This window comes from Pseudonocardia sp. ICBG601, from assembly GCF_020496245.1.
Map to the genome: position 1 here is coordinate 56923 of NZ_JAHLJA010000150.1, position 20716 is coordinate 77638.

The 20716-nt window shown below is 74.7% G+C and carries 12 protein-coding genes; 4 read left to right on the top strand and 8 right to left on the bottom strand.

Annotated features, from left to right (window positions below):
• Window positions 1-11 precede the first annotated feature (11 nt).
• Window positions 12-1388, bottom strand: a complete 1377-nt coding sequence (locus tag KPL57_RS46125; RefSeq protein WP_226356782.1) for an MFS transporter — start codon at window positions 1386-1388, stop codon at window positions 12-14.
• Window positions 1389-1727: 339 nt separating this feature from the next.
• Here KPL57_RS46125 and KPL57_RS46130 point away from each other — a divergent pair, with 339 nt between their 5' ends.
• Entirely contained in the window at window positions 1728-3065 is a 1338-nt protein-coding gene (locus tag KPL57_RS46130; protein ID WP_226356783.1) for an MFS transporter, read from the top strand.
• A gap of 123 nt (window positions 3066-3188) precedes the next feature.
• Window positions 3189-4337 carry an acetyl-CoA C-acyltransferase gene (locus tag KPL57_RS46135; RefSeq protein WP_226356784.1) on the top strand — a complete coding sequence of 383 codons (1149 nt, stop codon included), beginning with the start codon at window positions 3189-3191 and terminating at the stop codon, window positions 4335-4337.
• A 678-nt stretch (window positions 4338-5015) separates the two neighbouring features.
• On the opposite strand, the gene KPL57_RS46140 is transcribed toward KPL57_RS46135, so the two are convergent.
• Complete coding sequence (locus KPL57_RS46140) at window positions 5016-5630, bottom strand: TetR/AcrR family transcriptional regulator (protein WP_226356785.1); 615 nt, start codon at window positions 5628-5630, stop codon at window positions 5016-5018.
• A gap of 94 nt (window positions 5631-5724) precedes the next feature.
• Between KPL57_RS46140 and KPL57_RS46145 the strand changes: the two genes are divergently transcribed.
• On the top strand, window positions 5725-6663 hold the full coding sequence (locus tag KPL57_RS46145) for an alpha/beta fold hydrolase (protein WP_226356786.1): 939 nt from the start codon (window positions 5725-5727) through the stop codon (window positions 6661-6663).
• Between the two features lie 222 nt (window positions 6664-6885).
• Complete coding sequence (locus tag KPL57_RS46150) at window positions 6886-7296, top strand: VOC family protein (protein WP_226356787.1); 411 nt, start codon at window positions 6886-6888, stop codon at window positions 7294-7296.
• On the opposite strand, the gene KPL57_RS46155 is transcribed toward KPL57_RS46150, so the two are convergent.
• The 6 genes from KPL57_RS46155 to KPL57_RS46180 all read right to left on the bottom strand — a co-directional run bounded on the left by KPL57_RS46155 (window position 7272) and on the right by KPL57_RS46180 (window position 20716).
• The gene (locus KPL57_RS46155) at window positions 7272-8072 is read right to left on the bottom strand and encodes a thioesterase II family protein (RefSeq protein ID WP_226356788.1); all 801 of its coding nucleotides are present in this window, start codon (window positions 8070-8072) and stop codon (window positions 7272-7274) included. The two genes, KPL57_RS46150 and KPL57_RS46155, sit on opposite strands and share 25 nt — an antisense overlap.
• Window positions 8069-9094 carry a class II histone deacetylase gene (locus tag KPL57_RS46160; protein ID WP_226356789.1) on the bottom strand — a complete coding sequence of 342 codons (1026 nt, stop codon included), beginning with the start codon at window positions 9092-9094 and terminating at the stop codon, window positions 8069-8071. The genes KPL57_RS46155 and KPL57_RS46160 overlap by 4 nt, the downstream gene beginning before the upstream one ends.
• Window positions 9095-9203: 109 nt before the next feature.
• Entirely contained in the window at window positions 9204-9509 is a 306-nt protein-coding gene (locus KPL57_RS46165) for a hypothetical protein (RefSeq protein ID WP_226356790.1), read from the bottom strand.
• Window positions 9510-9539: 30 nt separating this feature from the next.
• Window positions 9540-13478 carry a bifunctional SDR family oxidoreductase/pyridoxal phosphate-dependent aminotransferase family protein gene (locus KPL57_RS46170; protein WP_226356791.1) on the bottom strand — a complete coding sequence of 1313 codons (3939 nt, stop codon included), beginning with the start codon at window positions 13476-13478 and terminating at the stop codon, window positions 9540-9542.
• Complete coding sequence (locus KPL57_RS46175) at window positions 13475-14593, bottom strand: DNA alkylation repair protein (RefSeq protein WP_226356792.1); 1119 nt, start codon at window positions 14591-14593, stop codon at window positions 13475-13477. Before KPL57_RS46175 ends, KPL57_RS46170 begins: the two co-directional genes overlap by 4 nt.
• Window positions 14594-14638: 45 nt before the next feature.
• The gene (locus KPL57_RS46180) at window positions 14639-20716 is read right to left on the bottom strand and encodes a type I polyketide synthase (protein WP_226356793.1); all 6078 of its coding nucleotides are present in this window, start codon (window positions 20714-20716) and stop codon (window positions 14639-14641) included.

A 20716-nucleotide genomic window follows, 5' to 3' on the forward strand; every position in this document is an offset into this window, starting at 1 on the left:
TCGGGAACGGGTCAGGAGGACGTCGCGGCGGTGGACCCGGCCGCGGCGGGGGCCGTCGCCCGGCGGGCGCGGTGCACGCGGACGACGAGCAGGGCGAGCGAGACGGCCCCGATCGCCGCCGGGACGGCGATCAGCTGGAAGATCACGCCGCCGGCGACGCCCGCGGCCATCAGCGCCCCGCCGGCGAGCGGGGCGATCAGCGACCCGATCCGCCCGGCGCCGAAGGACCAGCCGACACCGGTCGCCCGGATGTCGAGCGGGTAGATCTCGGCGGTGATGGTCGACAGGGCCTGGTTGACGCCCACGGCGAAGAAGCCGATGAGGCAGATCAGGACGGTCAGCAGCACCGGCTGGTCGAACACCGCCGGTACGGCGAGGATGACCACGACCGCGACCGGCAGGCCGACGGTGAGCGAGGCGTAGTCGCGGCGGCGGTCGATGATCACGCCCTGGGTCAGGCCGCCGACGGTGTTGGCCAGCAGGCACAGCGACATGGCCAGGATGGCCACGCCGGGGTCGACGCCCACCTGGCCGAGCAGGGTGGGCAGCCAGCTGTAGAGGAAGTAGACGATCACGTAGGTCGCGAACCAGGTGATCCACAGCAGCGTCGTCGCCGGCGCGAGACCCCCGGTGAACAGGGCGCGGACCGGGATCCGGGTGGTGCGGGCGGGGGCCGGACCGGCCGCGGGGTCGTCGAGCCGCACCGTGGCGGCCTCGGGGGAGATGCGGCCGAGCAGTGCACGGGCGCGGTCGTGCCTGCCCCGCCGCACGAGCATGCCCAGGGAGTCGGGCAGCAGTCGCCAGCACACCAGCACGAGTACGACGGGGAGGACGGCACCGATCAGGAAGACCGACCGCCAGCCCAGTGTCGGGACCGCCGCACCGGCCACGATGCCGCAGAGGAAGCCGCCGATCGTGATGCCGCACAGGACGACGAGCACCGCCTTCCCGCGTGCCCTGGCCGGCATGTACTCGGCCGACAGCGCCACGAGGTTCGGCACCACCGCGCCGAGCCCGATGCCCGCGACGATCCGTACCGCGGCCAGCTCGCCGACCGTGGAGACCAGGGGGATGACGGCGGTCGCGGAGCCGTAGAGAAGGGTCGAGCCCAGGAGCACGGTGCGCCGGCCGATCCGGTCGGCGAGCGGTGCGATCACGGTGGTGCCCACGACCATGCCGATGAGGCCGATCGTGATCGCCGGTCCGAACGTCGACGCCGGCACCGCCCACTCCGCTGCCATGGCCGGCAGCAGGTAGCCGATCGCGAGTGCGTCGAACCCGTCGGCCAGGCCGAGCAGGAAACACAACAGGACGGTCCGTTTCTGGAACCAGGAAACGGGACTCCGGTCGATGACCTCACGCATCGACTGTCCGGGCTGCTGCGGCATTGCATCCTCCGCTCCGGCGAGCGCTCCGGCGGCCGCAACGGTGCGACCCGGCCGGCGCTCGCCTGTCCAGAGTGACACGTGAGACAAATGACGTCTACAGTCTCATGACGCTGCCCGGCCGACGGTTCGTCGGGCGTGCGAGGTTGGTCCGGATCGCCCTTGACGGCGTTTTATCTACGACCATAAGGTGAGTCGGGCGGTCCGGTACACGGCGAGTTCGTGCCTCCGGCGGCTGCTCCCGGCCGGGCGCCGCGACGGCTCAGCGCGTGTGCCCGGCGGTCCCTCGGCGATTCCGCGCCCCTTCCCGGTCGGTCGTACCGACGTACACGGAGGACAACGATGTCCAGATCCACCACACGGAGCGCCGGTTTCCGGACGGTCGTGTTCACCTGTCTCGCGGTGACGGTCCTCGACGGCGTCGACCTGCTCATGTTCGGCGCCGTCCTGCCGGTCCTGCTCGGCGAGCAGGTGTGGGGCATGACGACGGTCGAGGCCGGCTTCGTGGGCAGCCTGTCCCTGTTCGGGATGATGATCGGCGCGATGCTGGCCGGCTACCTGACCGACATCGTCGGGCGGCGGCCGATCGTGCTCGCCTGCGTCGCTAGCTTCAGTGTCTTCACCGGTCTGTGCGCCATCGCCCCCAGCCTGGAGATCTTCGGCCTGTTGCGCTTCCTGGCCGGTCTCGGCTTCGGTGGTGCGCTCCCGACGGTCATCGCCCTCACCATGGAGTACGTGCGGATCGACCGCCGCCAGTTCTACAACGGCGTGGTCCAGACCGGATTCCCGATCGGCGGCGCGCTGGTGTCGGTGGTGGCGATCGTGGTCATCCCGTTGTTCGGCTGGCAGTCCCTCTTCGGCGCCGCGGGCCTGATCGGGCTCGTGCTGTTCGCGGTCGCCTACCGCAACCTGCCGGAGTCGCTCGCCTTCCTCGTCGCCCGCGGCCGGCACGACGAGGCGGCCGAGCTGGCCCGCCGGTTCGACATCGGCACCGGCGCGGAGTCCGGCCTGGCCGTGGCCGGTGGCGACGCCCCGGCCGCTCGTCGTTCGGCGCTGCAGCTGCTCGCCGCGCCCGGGTTCCGCGTCGCCTCGCTGCTGTTCCCGCTGATCAGCTTCTTCGGTCTGCTGGTCGCCTACGGGATGAACACCTGGATCCCCCAGATCCTGCGCAGCACCGGCTACGACCTCGGATCCGCGTTGTCGTTCATGCTCGCGTTCAACCTCGGCAGCGCGGCGGGGATGGTCGTGCTGACCGGTCTCGCGGACCGTTTCGGGTCCCGCCGGGTCATCGCCTCCGGTTTCCTGGCCGGGGCGGCCGCCGTCGCGTCGCTCACCCTCGCACCGGTCCAGGCGGTCGTGTTCGCCATCGTGCTGGTCATCGGGTTCTGCTCGTCGTCGCAGTCGGCGGTGTACGGCTTCGCCGGCGTCTACTACCCCCCGGCCGCCCGGGGCACCGCGCTCGGCCTGTGCGCCGGCCTCGGCCGGCTGGGTGGTGTGGTGGGCCCGATCATGGTCGGGATCGTGATCGCCACCCCGGCGGGGGCGGGCGGGGTGTTCTGGGCCTTCACGGTCGTCGGCCTCGCCGCCGCGTTGCTCGTGGCGGTGGTGCCGCGCAGCGGTCTCACCGACCGCCGGCGTCCCCCGGCGTCGACGGGGACTGCGGAGCAGGTCGCGGCGTGACGAGCCCGGGCCGGGCTGCACCACGCAACACATGACGGACGACGTCATTGATCATCCGGTGGTTCCGGCGGCATCGCTCGTGGTGCGCCCGGAACCGCCTGACATCGAGCTCTGGAGGTAGTCGTGCGGGATGCGGTCATCGTCGAGGCGGTGCGGTCGCCGGTCGGGAGGCGCAAGGGGGGACTGGCCGGGGTGCACCCGACCGACCTGTCGGCGCACGTGCTGCGCAGCCTGGTGGAGCGGTCCGGTGTGGACCCGGCCCACATCGAGGACGTCATCTGGGGCTGCGTGTCCCAGGTCGGCGAGCAGACCTTCGACATCGGCCGCAACGCGGCGCTGGCCGCCGGGTTCCCCGAGACCGTCACCGGTGTGACCGTGGACCGGCAGTGCGGGTCGAGCCAGCAGTCGGTGCACTTCGCCGCGGCCGGGTTGATCGCGGGCCAGTACGACGTCGCCGTCGCCGGTGGTGTCGAGTCCATGACCCGTGTCCCGATGTTCTCCTCCAGCCAGGGGCAGGACCCGCTGGGCTCGGACTTCGCCGCCCGCTACGGCGTGGCCCCCAACCAGGGCGTCGGCGCGGAGATGATCGCCGAGAAGTGGGGCTTCTCCCGTACCCGGCTCGACGAGTTCGCGCTGCTGTCGCACGAGCGTGCCGCGCAGGCGCAGGACGACGGCCGCTTCGAGGGCCAGATCGCACCCATCGCGGGCGTTTCGGCGGATGAGGGCGTCCGCCGGGGCGGCACCCTGGAGGGGTTGGCCCAGCTCAAGACGGTGTTCAAGGACGCCGACCAGGGTGGGGTGATCCACGCGGGGAGCTCCTCGCAGATCTCCGACGGCTCGGCCGCGTTGCTGATGACCACCAGTGAGAAGGCCACGGAGCTGGGTTTGACCCCGATCGCGCGGGTGCACACCGCGGTGCTGGCCGGTGCCGACCCGGTCATCATGCTGACCGCCCCGATCCCCGCGACGCAGAAGGCACTCACGCGGTCGGGTCTGTCGCTGGACGAGATCGGTGCGTTCGAGGTCAACGAGGCCTTCGCCCCGGTGCCCCTGGCCTGGCTGGCCGACATCGCCGGTGAGGACGCCTCGGTCGCCGAGCGGCTCAACCCCAACGGCGGCGCGATCGCTCTGGGTCACCCGCTGGGTGGTTCCGGTGCGCGGATCATGACCACCCTGATCCACCACATGCGCGACAACGGCATCCGTTACGGCCTGCAGACCATGTGCGAGGGCGGCGGCCAGGCCAACGCCACCATCCTCGAGCTCCTCTGACACCCGCTCCCCACCCGGAAGGAAACAGACAGAACATGGACATCAACGGTTCCGTCGCCGTCGTCACCGGCGGTGCGTCGGGCCCCGGCGTCGGCGGGGTCGGGGAGCGGTCGGACGGTATGCACTCGTCCCGTGAGGCCCCCGGCGGGCCGGGGGAGTGCGCCGTCGACACGGGTCGATCGACGAGGCCGGGCTCCACGGTCGCGGGCGCTGCTCGGCCCACGGTCCACGCAGGTGCCGGCGACCACGCCCCGCCGCCCCACCACGGCCGTCGGTGCCGCCGGGGCGGCGCCGGCGTCGTGACCGTGGGCGTCGCATGATCGCCCACGGTCGACGCGGCAGGTGGTACGGGTTCACTGCGGACGAGGCGGCGGACGCCCTGTCGACCGACCGGATCCGTGTGGACGCGCCCGTGGTGGCGACGTACGACGACCGTCACGTGGACGGCCGTGGGACGCCCTTCGACTGCTTCAACAGTGGCGCGGGGTGTGGACGAGGCGCCGCGGTCGGCCGATCCTCGACCGAGGCAGGTCTCGGCCGGTTGATCCTGTCGCGTCCTCCGTCAGAAGCGTGAGCTGACGGTCGCCGACCTGGCGGATGCGTCGGGCTCACTCGGCAGGTTGCTGGACCTCGGTCTCCGGTCGACACGATGCCTCCTCGGGTGGGGTCGGCATGCGGCTACTGCTCGGTTCCGCCACACCGGCCAGGAACCGCTGCCAGCGCCTGCTGCACGGGAACGAGGGCGACGGCGACGACGGCACGCAGGTCGGTGGCGGCCGCACCGCCCCGGCTCAGGACGGCGAGCGACTGGTTGACCGCCGCGAGGTGCAGGGCGAGGTCGTCGCGCCGGGCGGACGCGACCGGGGCGCTGTCGAGGGCCCTCCGGAGCCGCCCGCGCTGGTGGCCGACGAGCGCGGACGCGCGCGCGGCGACCGCGACGGGCAGCGACGGTGCGGTCATCACGGTCTGTGCCACCAGGCAGCCGTCGGGACGTGACGGATCGGCGATGCGGTCCAGGGTGACGTCGAAGAAGGCGGCCACCGCCTCGGACGGATCCTCCGCAGCGTTCGCGAGTGCCGCGTCGTAGAGCTCGCCGTAGCGTCGCGCGTACCGCTCGAGGCACGCCAGGAACAGCGCCTCCTTGTCCCCGAACGTGGCGTAGAGCGAGCTGCGGCCCAGTCCCGTCGCCGCCGTCAGGTCATCGACGGTGGTGGCGGTGTACCCGCGCTCCCAGAAGACCGTCATCGCCTGATCGAGTGCCGCGTCGACGTCGAACTGCTTGCGTCCTGCCATCCGCCGTGCACCTCCTGTCGCGTCGTCCCGGGCACAATCTTGGACTGATCAGTTCAAGATGCCATAGGCTCGTCCTCCCAGGGAGGAGAGCACGATGACCGCACCCGCTCACAGTGACGTCGACGTCCCGTTCGACGTTCTCCAGGGCTTCACCCACCGCATGGTCGACGTCGACGGGGTGTCGCTGCACGCCGTCGACGGTGGCGTCCCGGGGGCTCGCACCGTGGTCCTCCTCGCCGGCGCGCCGCAGACCTGGTGGGCCTGGCGCCTGGTGATGCCCGTCCTCGCCGGGGCCCACCGGGTCGTGGCCCTCGACCTGCCCGGGCAGGGACACTCCGACCGGCCCGCCGACGGCTACGACACCCGCAGCGTGGCGCGGGTCGTGCGGCGGGCCGTCGAGATCCTCGGGGTCGGCGAGCACTGGCTCGTCGCCCACGACATCGGGGCGTGGGTCGCCGTGACCTACGCCCTCGACGCGCCAGCGGCCGGCGACGGGCCCGATCTGCTCGGCCTCGCCCTGCTCGACGCCGGGATCCCCGGCGTCAGCCTCCCCACCAGCGTGTCCCTCGATCCCGCGAGCGCGCAGAAGCTCGCCCACTTCGCCTTCAACCTCGTGCCGGACCTTCCCGAGACGCTCATCAGCGGGCACGAGCGGGACTACGTGGCCTGGTTCCTGACCCACAAGGCCGCCTCGGCCGACGTGTTCTCCGATGCCGACATCGACCGGTACGCGCGTCTGTTCGCCGCGGCCGGCGGGGTCCGGGCGATCCTCGCCTACTACCGGGCCGCGCCGGAGTCGGCGAGGCAGAACCGCGAGCTCGCGGCCCGCCGGAGGATCGACGTGCCCGTCGCGGCGGTCTCCGCCGAGCACGGCTCGATCCCCGACATGGCGGCAGCCGTGCGGCCGCTCGTCGGCGACGCGGCCGACGTCCTCGACGTCCGGGCGGCCGGTGCCGGTCACTTCGTGCCCGAGGAGGCCCCCGGCCAGGTGGTCGGCGCCATCGAGGAACTCGTCGCCCGCAGCCGCCCCTGAACCGGGGCCTCCGGCGCGGGCCGGGCCGGCGGAGGGCGGCGCCGACCACCGCAGGTCCCGTCTCCGTCGGGCCGGACGGACAGGGTGCGGCGTAGCCGCGCGACCGCCACGGCCGCGGTGCGCCCGGTCGAGATCGCCCATCCGGGACGGAGCGGACGCCGCGTCCCTCGCTATGATCGTCGGGTCTTCTGGACGACGGGGAGTGTCATGCGGCCTGCCAGTGTGTATCCGGTCCTGTGTACGGAGAAGATCGAACAGTCGAAGGACTTCTACGTGGGTCGCCTCGGCTTCGAGACGACGTTCGAGGCCGACTGGTACGTCAGCCTCCGGTCACCCGGCTCGCGTCCGTTCGAGCTCGCGTTGATCGCCCACGACCACCCCACGCTGCCAAGCGCCTACCGGCGGCCGGTACAGGGCCTGCTGGTGAACATCGAGGTCGACGACGTCGACGCCGAGTGGAAGCGGGTCGTCCTCGACGGCGGTGTGCCCGCCGAGCTCGAGCTGCGGGACGAACCGTTCGGGCAGCGACACTTCATCGTCGCGGACCCGAACGGTGTCCTGGTCGACGTCATCACCCCCATCGAACCCACGGCGGAGTTCGCGGCCCTCTACGCCGAGGACGCCACCGCCTGAGTGACGGTCGGCTCCACGCCCGGGTCTCCGCGCAGCGCGTCGACCAGGACCGGGACGACCACCTCCGCCACGGGGCGCCGGTACAGGTAGAAGTGTCCTCCGTCGAACGACAGGCGACGGAAGCCGGACGTCGTCTCCACCGACCAGAGGAACATGCGCTCGGCGATCACGATCGGGTCGTCGGTCGCGCAGAGCGCGACGATCGGGACCGAGGTACCGGTCGGTGGGCGGCGGTAGGTCTCCAGCGCCTCCAGGTCCGCCCGGATGGCGGGCAGCGAGGGGCGGAGCAGCCCTCCCACGTCGGCGACGCCGTCCGGTGCCCCGCCGATGCGGTGCACGTGCCGGACCAGCTCGTCGTCGGGTAGGCGGTGGGAGTAGGGCGGCCTGCTCGGGAAGCACGGCGGCTGCCGTGCCGACACCGCGACGAGCCGCGGCCCGGCTCCGCGTCGTTCGAGCGAGCGGGTGAGCTCGTAGGCCAGCACACTGCCAAAGCTGTGCCCCACGACGACGGTCGGCAGCGGGTCGCGCGCTGCGAGCGCGTCGGCCAGGGCCGCCACGATCGGCCCGGTCCGGCGGAGCGGCTCCTCCGCCGACCGTGTCCCGCGGCCCGGCAGCTGGGCGGCGAGCAGCTCCACGTCGTCCGGGACGAGCTCCATCCAGGACCGGAAGGCCGACGGCCATCCACCGGCGTGGGGCAGGACCACGATCCGGCCGACGGGCTCCGGCCGGTGCGTACGGCCGGACCGTCGTCCGAGCGCGGTGAGCCACCCGGTCACGACGCCACCGCCGCGGCCGAGAGCAGCGGGTGGTGCGTCCGGAGGTGGTCGAGGACGCGCCGCTGGTGCGCGGCGAGCCGCTGTCCCGGCAGGTTCTCCAGGGAGTGCAGGAACGGGTCGTCCGGAGCGGGCAGACCGGCGACCGCGGCGGCGACCGCGAGCAGCAGGGTGGGCTGGTACCAGGCCGAGTAGCCACCCTCGTGGGCCAGGACGATGCGCCCGGCGCAGAGCTCGTCCGCCAGCTCGCAGAGCGAGGTGACGACGCTGTGGAAGGTGCGGCTGGTGGCCATCATCCGGCCCATCGGGTCGTGGGCGCCGGCGTCGAGCCCCGCCGCGACCAGAACGAGGTCCGGGGCGAACGCGCGGGCGACCGGGGCGACGACCGTCTCCATCGCCGCCAGGTACCCGCCGTGCCCGGTGCCCGCCGGGAGCGGCACGTTCACCGTGGTGCCCGCCCCCGCACCGGACCCGGTCTCGGCGGCCGTCCCCGAGGCGGGCGGGAACAGTCCGTCCTGGTGCAGCGACACGTAGCAGACGTCCGGGTCCTCCCAGAACACGTGCTGCAGGCCGTTGCCGTGGTGGACGTCGAGGTCGACCACGAGCACGCGGCGCGCCCCGTTCCGCTGGGCGACCCGGGTGGCGACGGCGAGGTTGTTGAACAGGCACAACCCCATCGCCCGGTCGGGCTCGGCGTGGTGGCCGGGTGGACGGACGAGGCAGTAGGCGCGCCGGTGCCCACCGGCCAGGACCTCCCGGACGGCCGCGGTGCAGGCACCGACGGCCAGACGGGCGGCGGCCGCGCTGTGGTGCCCCGCGGGGGCGTACACCCCGGCGTCGCCGCCCCGGGCGGAGGTGGCCTCCACCCGGTCGACGTGGGCGCGGGTGTGGACGAGGAGGAGGTCCGCGTCGGGGGCGGGTGCGGGGGTGTGGCGGGTGAACCGGTCGAGGACACCGGACAGCCGGACGAGCCCCTCCGCACGCCGGAGGTCCGGGTCGACCGCGAACTGTCGCAGCGGCTCCACCCCCGGGCCGACCGGGAGGTGGCCACTGCCCGCGCCCGGGTCGTGCCAGAAGCACAACTCGTGCGAGAACCATGCCGGTGGCGGCCCGGCCGGCCCACCCGCGGTCATCTCAGACCGCCGCGCCGGCGCGGACGACCGAGACGCCGGAGACCCGGGAGATGTGCCCGGTGTGGAACTCCCGGTCCGCAGCGGGGGTCCGCTTGGTGGTCAGGACCGTGTCGAGCAGCGCCAGCACCTGCTCGGCCTCGGACGTCGTCGGTGCCCGGTCGCCGATCTCGGCCTCGATCTCGCGGATCCGTCCGGCCGGGGCGATGACCCCCGCCTCGTACTCGGCCGTGTCGTCGTTGTGGTTGCGCGTGCAGGCCACCGCCCGCAGCACGGCACCGAAGAACGCCTTGCCGTTGATCTCACTCATGATGATTCCCTTCGGGACGGAGTGGACGGTTCAGACGAGCCCGAGCCGGCGGCCGGCGCGGGCGAGGACCTCGACGGCGAGATCGATGTCGTTGTCGGTGTGGGACAGGTTCACGATGGTCCGCAGCCGGGGGAGGCTGCGCGGCACCGCCGGGTAGACGATGGGCTGGACGAACACGCCGTCGGCCTGGCACAGCCGGGCGAGGTCCTGGGCCTGGGCGTCGTCGCGGCAGAGCACCGGCACCACCGGCGACTCGCTGTTCAACGTGTCGAAGCCGAGCCGGTGCAGCGCGTCGCGGTAGCGCCCGGTGCGGCGGCGCAGCTGCTCGGCCATCCCCGGCGCGGCCGTCATGACCTCGACGGCGGCCAGCGCGGCGGCCGCGTTCGCCGGGGTGACGGCGGCGGAGAACATCCAGCCGCGCGCGTTGTTCTTCAGCGCGAACACCAGGTCCGCGGATCCGGCGACGTAGCCGCCCGCGCTGGGAACGGTCTTCGACAGCGTGCCCATCTTGATCGCCACCCGCTCCGGGACGATGCCGAAGTGCTCGGTGATGCCGCGGCCGGTCCGCCCGAGCACCCCCATGCTGTGGGCCTCGTCGACCATCAGCGGGGCGTCGTGACGCTCGCAGAGCTCGACGATGCCCGGCAGCGGGGCGAGGTCGCCGTCCATGCTGAACACGGCGTCGGTGACGACGAGCCTCCCGCCGTCGCCGGCCTGGCGCAACGCGCGCTCGAGGTCGTCGAGGTCGTTGTGGGCGTAGGTCAGGACCCGGGCCCCCGACAGCCGGTAGCCGTCGAGGATGCTGGCGTGGTTGTAGACGTCGCCGATCACCGTGTCACCGGGCCCCACCAGCGCGCCGACCGTGGCGACGTTCGCCATGTAGCCGCTGGAGTAGACGATCGCGTCCTCGGTGCCCAGGAACCGGGCGATCGCCAGCTCCAGCTCGCGGTGCAGGTCGAGGGTCCCCGCCAGCAGCCGGACGCCGTGTGCTCCGGTGCCGTGCCGGCGCACCGCCTCCTGTACCCGGGCCCCGATGTAGTCGTGCCCGATCAGGCCCAGATAGCTGTAGGAGGCGAAGTTCAGGTACCACCGACCGTCGAAGCGGATCCAGGAGCCCGTCTCCTCCTCGACGACCGGCTCGTAGAAGTAGCGGCCCTCGGCGACGACGGCCCTGTCCTCCCGGGACAGGTCGTCGATGCGGCGGTCGAGGAACCCGCCGGACGGCCGGTCGGTCAGCCTGCCCGGGAGGGTGCGTCCCGGGACGCCCGCGGGCGCGGCCGGGAGCGTGGGGGGCTCCGGGCGGCGCGCCGGCGCCGCGGGCCCGGGGAGTGTGTCCCTCCCGGCGGTCCGCGGGCCCGGCGCGGAGCCCGTGGGCGGCCCGCCCGCGGGAGACGCGGGAACGGCGGCCGGCGGGGGTACGGGGGCCTGCGCGGGACCGGAGGCTCCGGAGACCGCGACGGCGGGCGACGGGGCGGCGGACCCGTCCGGCCCGGTCCGGAACCGGTCCCAGTCCGGCCGGAAGGCCGCGGGGTCCGGCGTCGTCGACCGCTCGTCCCGCGGGGCGGTCCCGCCGGTCTGCGGCGCGGGGTCCGGCCCGCCGGTGGCGGAGACGGGCGAGGGCCCGCCGCCGGCCGCGGGCGTGGCGACCGGCGTGGGCGTGGCGACCGGTGCGGGTGGGGCGAGGGGCGTGGTGGTCGCGGCGGGGGGCGGTCCGAGGTGGTCGAGGAGGTCCTGCACCCGGGTGAGCTCGAACAGGAGTGCGGGGTCCACCTCGTAGCCCGCCTTCGCCAGGCCCGCGGTGATCTCGACGGCCATCATCGAGTCCAGCCCGAGCTCGAGCAGGTCGTCGCCCGGCGCGACCGCGGGCAGGTGCATCGTGGAGGTCAGGATGGAGCTCACGGACGTCCACGCCTCCGTGGTGCCCAGCGTGCTGGTCATCGGTTCGTCCTTCGGTCGGGCGGGTGCGGACAGGACGTACTGGCCGGGCGGGCGGCCCAGCACCTCGGACAGCAGGGCCAGACCCGCGTCCGGTTCGAGCGCCGGGATGCCGCGGGCCGCGGCCGCGGCGACCACGTCCTCGCCCATCCCGGCGTTCCACAGGCCCCAGTCGAGGCTCCACCAGCGCTCCCCGTCGGAACGGCGGCGGGCGGCGTAGCCGTCGAGGAAGGCGTTCGCGGCGGCGTACGCGCTCTGCCCCAGGTTCCCCCGGACCGCGCTGATCGAGCCGAACAGGACCACCGCACCTGGGCGGTGGTCGCTGTCGAACAGCGCGTCGAGTGCCTGCACACCGGAGATCTTGGGGGCCAGGACCTGCGCGATCCGCTCAGGAGTGAGCGTCCGGGCCAGACCGTCCCGCAGCACCCCGGCCGCGTGGACCACCAGGTCGAAGCGGTCGCGGCCCAGAGCGGGGTCCGGGTCGGTGACGTCGGTGGTGAGCACCCGTACCTCGCACCGCCCACGCAGCCGGTCGACCCGGGCCGCCCGCCCGCCCGCGGGCGGGGTGCGCCCCACGAGTGTGAGGTGTGCGCACCCGAGTGCGGCGAGCCGCTCCGCGGTGAGCAGCCCCAGCCCGGTCAGACCCCCGGTGACCAGGACCCGCTGTCCCCGCGGCTCGAACGGCGGCCCCTCCGCGGGGCCGGCCGGGCTCGCGTGCGGGACCAGGTGCGCCCCGTCGCGGAAGCGGTGCTCGCCGCCGTCGTACGGGACGGTGGGCGGTGCCGTCGGCGCGGACGTGTCGAGGTCGACCAGCGTGACCGGTGTCCGGGGGTGCTCGGTGCGCACCGAGCGGAACAGTCCCCACAGCGCGGTGTGGGACGGGTCGGGACGCACGCCGTGGGCGTCCCGGGTGAGCACGGTCAGTGCCGGGAACGGCCGCGCGGTGGCCAGCACCCGTACCAGTGCGGCCGCCTGCTGCACCACGGCCGAGGGGTCCTCGCCACCGGCCGGGGCGTACACGACGAGCCCCGGCGGGTCGTCGGCCAGCCGGGCCCGCAACGTCCCGTCGGCGACGGCGTCGAGACCGAGACGTCCGACCGGCCCCGCGGGCCCGGGGACCTGACCCAGGACCAGCGTCCGCGGGGGCGTCGACGGCGCCGGGGGAGCCGTCGCGGCACGCCAGCCGGGGACCGTCGTCGCACCGGGCGGGCGACCGGGCGCGGTCCCGGTGGCCGGCCGGGGCCGGGGGACGGCGGGCCGGTCCGGACCGCCGGGGACGGCCCGCAGCACGATCCGGTCCAGCTCAAGGACGACCTCACCCTGTTCGGTGCAGACCGTCGCCCTGCCCCGGCACCCTGCCGCGTCCGGGCCGCCCGGGGTCCGTTCGACGAGGGCGAGCAGCGTGCCGCGGACCGGGCGCCGGACCGTGACCCGCCCGATGTACCACGGCAGGCACGGACCGGCCGCCCCGTCGTCGAGCAGCCCGAGCCCCTGGAGGACGGCGTCGAGCACGGCCGGGTCGACGACGGCGCCCGGCTCGGCGGCCGCGGGGCGCAGCACCCCGAACAGCCGGTCGCCGTCGCGGCGCAGGGAGCGGATCACCCGGTACCGCTCCCCGTAGGCGATCCCGCTCCCCGCGCGCCACCCGTCCAGGACCGCCAGCGGGGTCTCCGGTCCGGCGGAGGCCTCCATGGCGGCGGTGTCGAGATAGGTCGGAGGGGGCAGCGGGGCGCCGGCGGCGACGGCGCGGGCGTGCAGCCGGGCCGGTGCGACCGGGTCGGCCGCGGGGCGCGAGCGCAGGGCGAGCGCACCGTCGTCGGCGACGTCGACGCCGAGCTCGACCCCGCCGTCGCCGACGGTGAGCGGCTCGGCCAGCACCACGTGCTCGAGCCACCACCGCCGCGACGACCGCCCGGCGCCGACGGCCTGCAGCATCAGGTCGATCTGGGCCGCCGCCGGCAGCACCCCCACCCCGCCGATGCGGTGGTCGGCGACGACCGGGTCCTCGGCGGTGACCGTGCGGCGGCCGGTCATGTGACGAGCTCGAATCCGTCGCCGGCGACGACCCGCCCGTTGACCTGGAGATCGACGACGTGGGTGCCGGGGTAGTACCGGCGGGTCGTGACCTCGCGGACGGGGTGACGCTTCTCCAGTACCCGGCTCTCGCCGGGCCCGAGCTCGACCGCGGCGAGCTTGAACACCTTGGGCAGGGTCCGCCCGTTGCCCCGCACGTGGTGCACCACGTAGTCGACGGCGACGGTGTGCGCCCGCCGGTCGGTGTTGCGGATCTCGGCGCGCAGGGTGACCGACTCGCCGAGCCGGATGGTGGCCGGGCTGAGCACCAGCCGGTCGGCCCGGACGTGCTCCCCGCCGGTCACGCCGGACAGGGCGAGCGCCCGCTGGTCCCCGTTCTTCACCAGCACCCGCAGCGCGTGCCTGCTGATCCACCCGGTCTCCGGGGTCGGGCTCTCCACCGCCCAGCGCTCCAGCACGTCCAGCACGGAGTCCGGGTGGTCGCGGGCGATGTCGTTGAGGTTGTTCGCGACCGACTTGCGGACGTAGGGCGACGGGTCCGAGCGCAGCACCTCCAGGACCTCCAGCACCGGAGCGGGGTCCTCGACGAACCGGTGCAGGGTCCGGGCCCACGGCAGCCGCGGCCGGATGCCCTCGCTCGCCAGACGTCGCACGTTGAGGCTGGGTGACCCGGCCCAGGACCGCACCCGGTCCATCGTGGCGTCGTGGTGGCGGTCCAGGTAGGGACGGATCGCGTACTCGCCGGTGTGCCTGCGGGTGATCTGCTCGATCGCGTCGAGCGACTCCTCCGGATGACCGAGGCCGTGGTCCTCCACGAACCGGGCCACCGGCATCAGGTACCAGCTGGTGTTGAACATGCCCTCGCCCTCGCCGAGCTCGTCGCCGAGGACCGACAGCAGGATCGCGAGTGCCTGCGGGTAGTCCCCGGGCAGCCTGGTGCGCAGGCCGTCGGACAGGACCCGGACGCGGTCCTTCAGCTCGAGCGGGGGCACCAGCGCCCCGACCTCGGCCACGTAGCCGTCGAGGTCGAACGGCGGGTGCACCTGTGCCACCAGGTCGCCGAGCAGGCGGGCCGCCCCGCTGTCGAAGTGTCGCTTCAGGCCGTACTCCGTCATGGACGTACTCACTCTCCGGGGTCGCTGGGGAACCGTGCGTCGACGCTAGAGGCTCGTCCTATCGGTCGGCTTTCGCTCCTGTCGTCCGGTGTCCCCGTCGCCGACCCAGTAGCGGCTACGGGCGAACGGGAACCGGGGGAGGTCCGCGATCCCGGGGCCGGGCCGCCGCGGCGCCCCCGCCGGGTCGATGTCGGGATCGGCGGTGTTGTGGTGGTCGCACAGGTGGCGGTGCAGGGTGTCGTCGCGTCCCCGCGCGAGGGTCGAGCGGACGAACCCGGCCTCCGGGGCCAGGTCCGCGGCCAGCCGGGCGAGCACGGGCTGGGGCCCGATCTCCCAGTAGCCGGCCGGGGCCGTGCGGTGCACCTCCGACAGCGCCTCGTGGAACAGCACCGGTGTCACGAGGCCGTCGGCCCAGGTCTGCGGGTCGGTCGCGGTCGCCGCGGTGTGCCGGGTCCCGGTCACCGTCGAGGTGAAAGCGATCTCCGGCGGCCGCAGCCCCGACGTCGCGAGCTCGGCCCGCAGCGCCGGGACCGCCCCCGCCATGTCCCGCGAGTGGAAGGCGTGGCTGACGCTCAGCGGCGTCACCGCCACCGGTCGTGCGGCGGCGGCGAGGCTCGTCCGCAGGGCCGCGACACGCTCGCGCGGTCCGGCGACGGCGGTGTTGGACGGGCCGTTGTGCGCGGCGATCTCCAGCTCCGGGTGGTCCCGCAGCAGCCCGGCGACGGTCGCCCGGTCGGCGTGCACCACGGCCATCGAGCCGGTCGCCGGCCGGTCGAGCATGGCCCGTCCCCGGCAGGCGGTGACCCGCATGAGCTCGGGCAGGGCCAGGCAGCCCGCGGCCCAGGCAGCGGTGAGCTCACCGACGCTGTGCCCGATCACGTGCCCGGGGCGGACCCCCCAGGAGTCCAGCAGCCGGACCAGGCCCACCTGGACCGCGACGATCGCGACCTGCGCATGGTCGGTGCGGGTCAGCACCCGGGCCTCGGAGTGGAACAGCAGGTCGTGCAGCCCGACCGTGAGCCAGGGCGCCAGCAGGGACGCGCAGTCGTCGACGGCCGCGCGGAACACCGGCTCGTCGCGGTAGAGCACGGACCCCATGCCCGGGTACTGCGAACCCTGCCCGGTGAACAGGAACACCGGCGGTCCGCCCGCTCCCGTACCGGCCCGGGCGACCGGTGCCGCGTCCGGAGCGGTCGCGGCGACGGCGTCGAGACGCGCGGCGAGCTCGGCGCGTGTCGTGCCGTGCACGGCCACCCGGTGCCGCTGGCGGGCCCGGCCCGCGCAGGCCGTCCACGCGACGGCCGCGAGGTCGTCGTCGCCGGGCAGGGCGGCGACCGTGCGGGCGTAGCGGCCGGCGAGGTCGCGCACCGCGTCCTCGGTCGGCGCGGACACGGTCACCACGTGGTTCCGTCCGGCAGGGGCGGCAGCACGGTCGGCGACGGCGGGCTCCTCCAGCACGACGTGGGCGTTCACCCCGCCCATGCCGAAGGCGGACAGCGCCGCCCGGCGGGGCCGGCCGTCGACCCGGTGCCAGGGCAGCGGGTCGACGGCGGGGAAGAAGGGCGTGTCCTCGAACCGGATGTGGTCGTTCGGCCTGGTCAGGTGCAGGGTGGGTGGGATCGTCGCGTGCTCGAGGGCGAGCAGGACCTTGACCAGCCCGGCCAGCCCGGCGGCGGGTTCGAGGTGGCCGATGTTCGACTTCACCGAGCCGATCGCGCAGAACTGACGACGGTCGGTGTGCGGACGCCAGGCCCGGGTCAGCCCGTCGATCTCGATCGGGTCGCCCAGGCTGGTGCCCGTGCCGTGCGCCTCGACCAGCGAGATGGAGTCGGGGGACACGGCGGCGTCGCGCAGGGCCGCGGTGATGACGTCGCGCTGGGCGGTCGGGCTCGGGGCGGAGTAGCGGCTCGTGCGGCCGCCGTGGTTGACGGCGGCGCCGATGACGAGTCCGCGGACCCGGTCGCCCTCGGCGGCGGCGTCACCCGCGCGGCGCAGCACGACCGCGGACGCGCCCTCGCCGGGGACGAACCCGTCGGCCTCGGCGTCGAAGGCGGCGCACCGGGCCCTCGGGGAGAGGGCCCGCATCGCCCCCATCGAGGTGAAGTACTCGGGGCTGATCGCGGCGTGCACCCCCGCGACCACGGCGGTGTCGATGTCGCCGGACCGCAGGTGCGCCAGGGCGGTGTGCAGCGCGACCAGGGCCGACGAGCACAGGGTGTTGACGACCATGCTCGGCCCGGTCCAGTCCATCAGGTGCGAGAACCGGTTCGGGATCATCGCCTCGAGGCCCAGCCCCCGGCCGTCGCCGACGCCCAGCCGGGCGCGTTCCTCGTGGTAGTGGTCGTGGCTGTAGGCGATCCAGAGTCCGGTCCTGCTGCCCTCGGCGCGCGGACCGATCCGGCCACCGTCCTCCAGCGCCTCCCAGATCGTCTCGTAGACGATCCGCGCCTGTGGGTCGATCATCGGGGCCTCGCGCGGCGAGATGCGGAACGGTGCCGGGTCGAACCGGTCGATCGACGGCAGGAAGGACGCGCGGGGCCCGTCCCCCTCGTGGCCGGTCCACCGTCCGGGTGGGAGCCCGTCGACGGTGTCGACCCCGTCGCGCAGCAGCTGCCACATCTGCTCGGGTGTCGAGGCGCCGGGCACCCGGATCGCCATCCCGACCACAGCGACGTCACGCGACGGGTCCCGGTCCGTCCGCCCGGCCGGATCCGGCTCGGCCGGGGCCACCGCCGCCGGTGCCGCCACCGGTGCCGCCGCGGGTGCTGTCGCCGCCGGCGGGGTGGCCGCCGGAGACGGTGTCCGGGTGGGGGCCGCGGGTGGGGGTGTCCCGGCGACGGGAGGCCGCCCGGTCCCGCCGCTCCCGGCACCGGGGGTGACGGGCCGCTCGCTGCGCAGCGCGCGCACCAGCGCCGGTGCATCCTCGGCCAGGAATGCGGCGAACCGCTGCGGGGTCGGGAACTCGAAGAACACCGTCGGGTAGAGCGACAGGTCCCGTTCGCGGGACAGACGCTCGCTCAGCTCCACCAGCCCCACCGAGTCGAAGCCCGCGGAGAGGAACTCCTCGTCCGCGGCGTCGCGGCCGAGTCCGGTCTCGGCCAGGAACCAGTCCAGCACCACGGCGGGCGCCGGCCGCCCGTCCGGGCCGGACGGGTCGCCGGCCTCCGCGGCCTTCGCGGTGACCGGAGCCGGGGCCGGCGCGGCCGCCGGAGCCCGGGCGGGCCCGTCGGCCGTCCGCACGGACGCCTCCGTGTCGGCCTGCGGGGCGAAGGCCGTGGGCGGAACCCGCTTGGAGGAGATGTCGCGCAGGACGAGCAGGACCTCGCCCTCGTCGTCGGTGACGGTCTGGGTGACCCGGCACGCCTCCTCGTTCCAGAAGCCGACCCGGGTGTGGACGAACGCGGCCCGCTCCAGCGACCCGTGCACCTGCACCGCGCCGATCGACAGCGGGATGAACACCGGTGCGTCGGCCCGGCCGGCGATCGGGTGGTCGAGGTCGAGCGCGGCGATCGTGACGCTGTCGAGGAGCCCCGGGAACAGCTCGACGTCGGCGTCGTTCCAGCGGCGCTGCCGTGCGCCCTCGATGCGGGCGAGCGTGCCGTCGGGGACGGCCGCGACCCAGGAGATGTTGCGGTAGTAGCGGCCGTGCCGGTAGCCGAGCGCCCGCAGCCTGCGGTATAGCGTCGTGCCGGACCGCAACGGCCCGCAGGTCCCCAGCAGGGGAGCGAGGTCCAGCCGGTCCGGTGGCCCCCCGGCGCCGGGGAGGTAGCGCCCGTGCGCGTACGGCCCGTCCGGGCCGCGAAGCTCGAACGCGCCGTCGCCGGTCGCCCGGCACGTCACGAGCTCCGGGTGGGGCGCGCGCAGCGGGCGGTGGAAGACCAGGTCGGCCAGCCCGCCGAAGCCGCCGGTCGCGGCGACCGCCCCGGCCCGCAGCAGGTCGAGCCAGGCCATCCCGGGCAGCATCGCCGTCCCGAAGACGGAGTGCTGGGCGATCGGGGTCTCACCGGGGCCGTGGAGACGCTCGAACGCGAATCCGTCCGGACCCTGCGGCTCCAGCACCCGCAGCGGCCCGCCGGGCGTGGCCGAGCGCTGCGGTTCCCGCAGGTCCAGCACCCGTCCGTCGGCCTGGGCGACGGGCACGTCGGCCCGCCGGAACCAGCGGCCACCGCGATGGCCGTCCCAGTCGAGGTCGTGTCCGTCGGCGTACAGCGCGGCCAGGACCGCGTCGAGCCGTCGGACGAGGTCGTCGGGGCCGGTCGTGCCGTCGAGGGGGCCGGGACCGCCGATCGGGCTCCCGGTGGCCAGCAGCGCCGCGACCGTCGCGGTGGGGTCCGGGTCGTCGCCCAGCGCGAAGGCGGCGGCCGCGGCGCCCGGGCCCTCGGCGGGCAGCGCCGCGCCGGGTGCCCCCAGTGCGGCCAGCGCGACCGGCCAGGCGATCGCCCCGCAGAGAGCGGCCCGGCGGCCCCCCCAGCCGTCGACCGGGTCCCCGGTCGCCGCGACGAACCGGTCCACCAGACGTGCCACGGCCGGCACGTGCGCCGACAGCCAGGGCAACCACCGCGCGGCGTCGCCGCCCGGCACCGACGGCGCGGTGGCCCGCCGCGGTGCGGGCCCCGGCCCGGTACGCAGCAGGGTGCGTCGCAGGGCCGCGCCGAGTGCGTCGGCGTCGTCGCCGCACACGGCGACACGCACGGCGCGGTGCGGCCGGGACAGCCTGCTGGTGGCGCAGGCGTCGTCGAGCCCGTCGCCGAGCCGGGGGAGTGCCTCGAGCCACTGGGCCGCCAGCTCGCGCAGTCCGTCGTCGGTCCGTGCGGACAGCGTCAGCACGAACGGTCCGGTGCCGACCGACGGCGGCGCGGGGGCCGCCGCGGTGACCACGGCGTGCACGTTCGTGCCGCCGAACCCGAACGCGCTCAGCCCGGCGCCGCGGACCGGGACGGCCGGCCACGTCTCGGCGGCACCGGTCAGCCGCAGCGGGCCGCCGTCGATCTGCAGACGCGGGTTCGGCTGCTCGACGCCCACGCCGGGGAGGACCCCGTCGCCGAGCGCGCAGAGCAGCCCCGCCAGGCCGGCGAGACCGGCGGCGGAGTGCAGGTGCCCGATGCGGCGCTTGAGCGAACCCAGCGCGACCGAGCCCGGCGCGACCCCGTGCCGGGTGAACACCTCGGTGAGGGCGCGGACCTCGATCGGGTCGCCGATCGCGGTGCCGGTGCCGTGCGTCTCGACCATCTGCACGGTGGCGGGGTCGACCCGGCGGTAGACCTCGTCGAGGAGCTCGACCTGGGCCTCCAGGTTCGGGGTGGTGACCCCCATCGTCGCGCCGTCGTTGTTGGCGGCGACGTGCGCGACGGTCCCCAGCACGCGGTCACCGTCCCGCCGCGCCGCGGCCAGCGGTTTCAGCACCAGCGCCACCGCGCCCTCCCCGGGCACGTAGCCGTCGGCGCGGCGGTCGAAGGTGCGGCACAGCCCGTCGGCGGACAGCGCCCCGGCTCCGTCGAGCAGCCGGTAGGTGAGGGGGTCGACGAGCAGGTCCACCCCGCCGACCACGGCCAGGTCGCAGTCACCGCTGCGCAGGCTCAGCCCTGCCAGCCACAGGGCGGTCAGCGACGACGAGCACGCCGTGTCGACCACCAGCGCCGGACCCGCGAGGTCGAGCCGGTCGGCCAGCCAGGCCGCGGCGAAGTTCTGGGACCGGCCCCACAGCGTCGCGGCGGGGGGTCCGGCGGGGACCTGCGGGCCGGGCGTGCCCGCGTCGTAGCCGTAGGCGTTCATCCGGCCGCCGACGAAGACCCCCGCCCGCAGGCGTCGGCGACCCCGGTACCCGGACTCCTCGAGCGCACGGGCACCGACCTCCAGCATCACCCGGTGCTGCGGGTCGATGCGGACCGCGTCCTCGGCGGACAGACCGAACGCCTCGTGGTCGAACGCGTGCGGGTCCTGCAGGAACGCGCCCCGCAGATCCGGGCGCGGGAGCAGCTCCGGGGCCCAGCGCGCGGCCGGGACCGGCGACACCGTGACGGTGTCCCCGGCCAGGAAGGCGCGCAGGTCGGTGACGTCCTCCGCCCCGGGGAGCCGGACGGCCAGTCCGATGACGGCCAGGTCGTGGGTCGGGTGGTCGGTCAT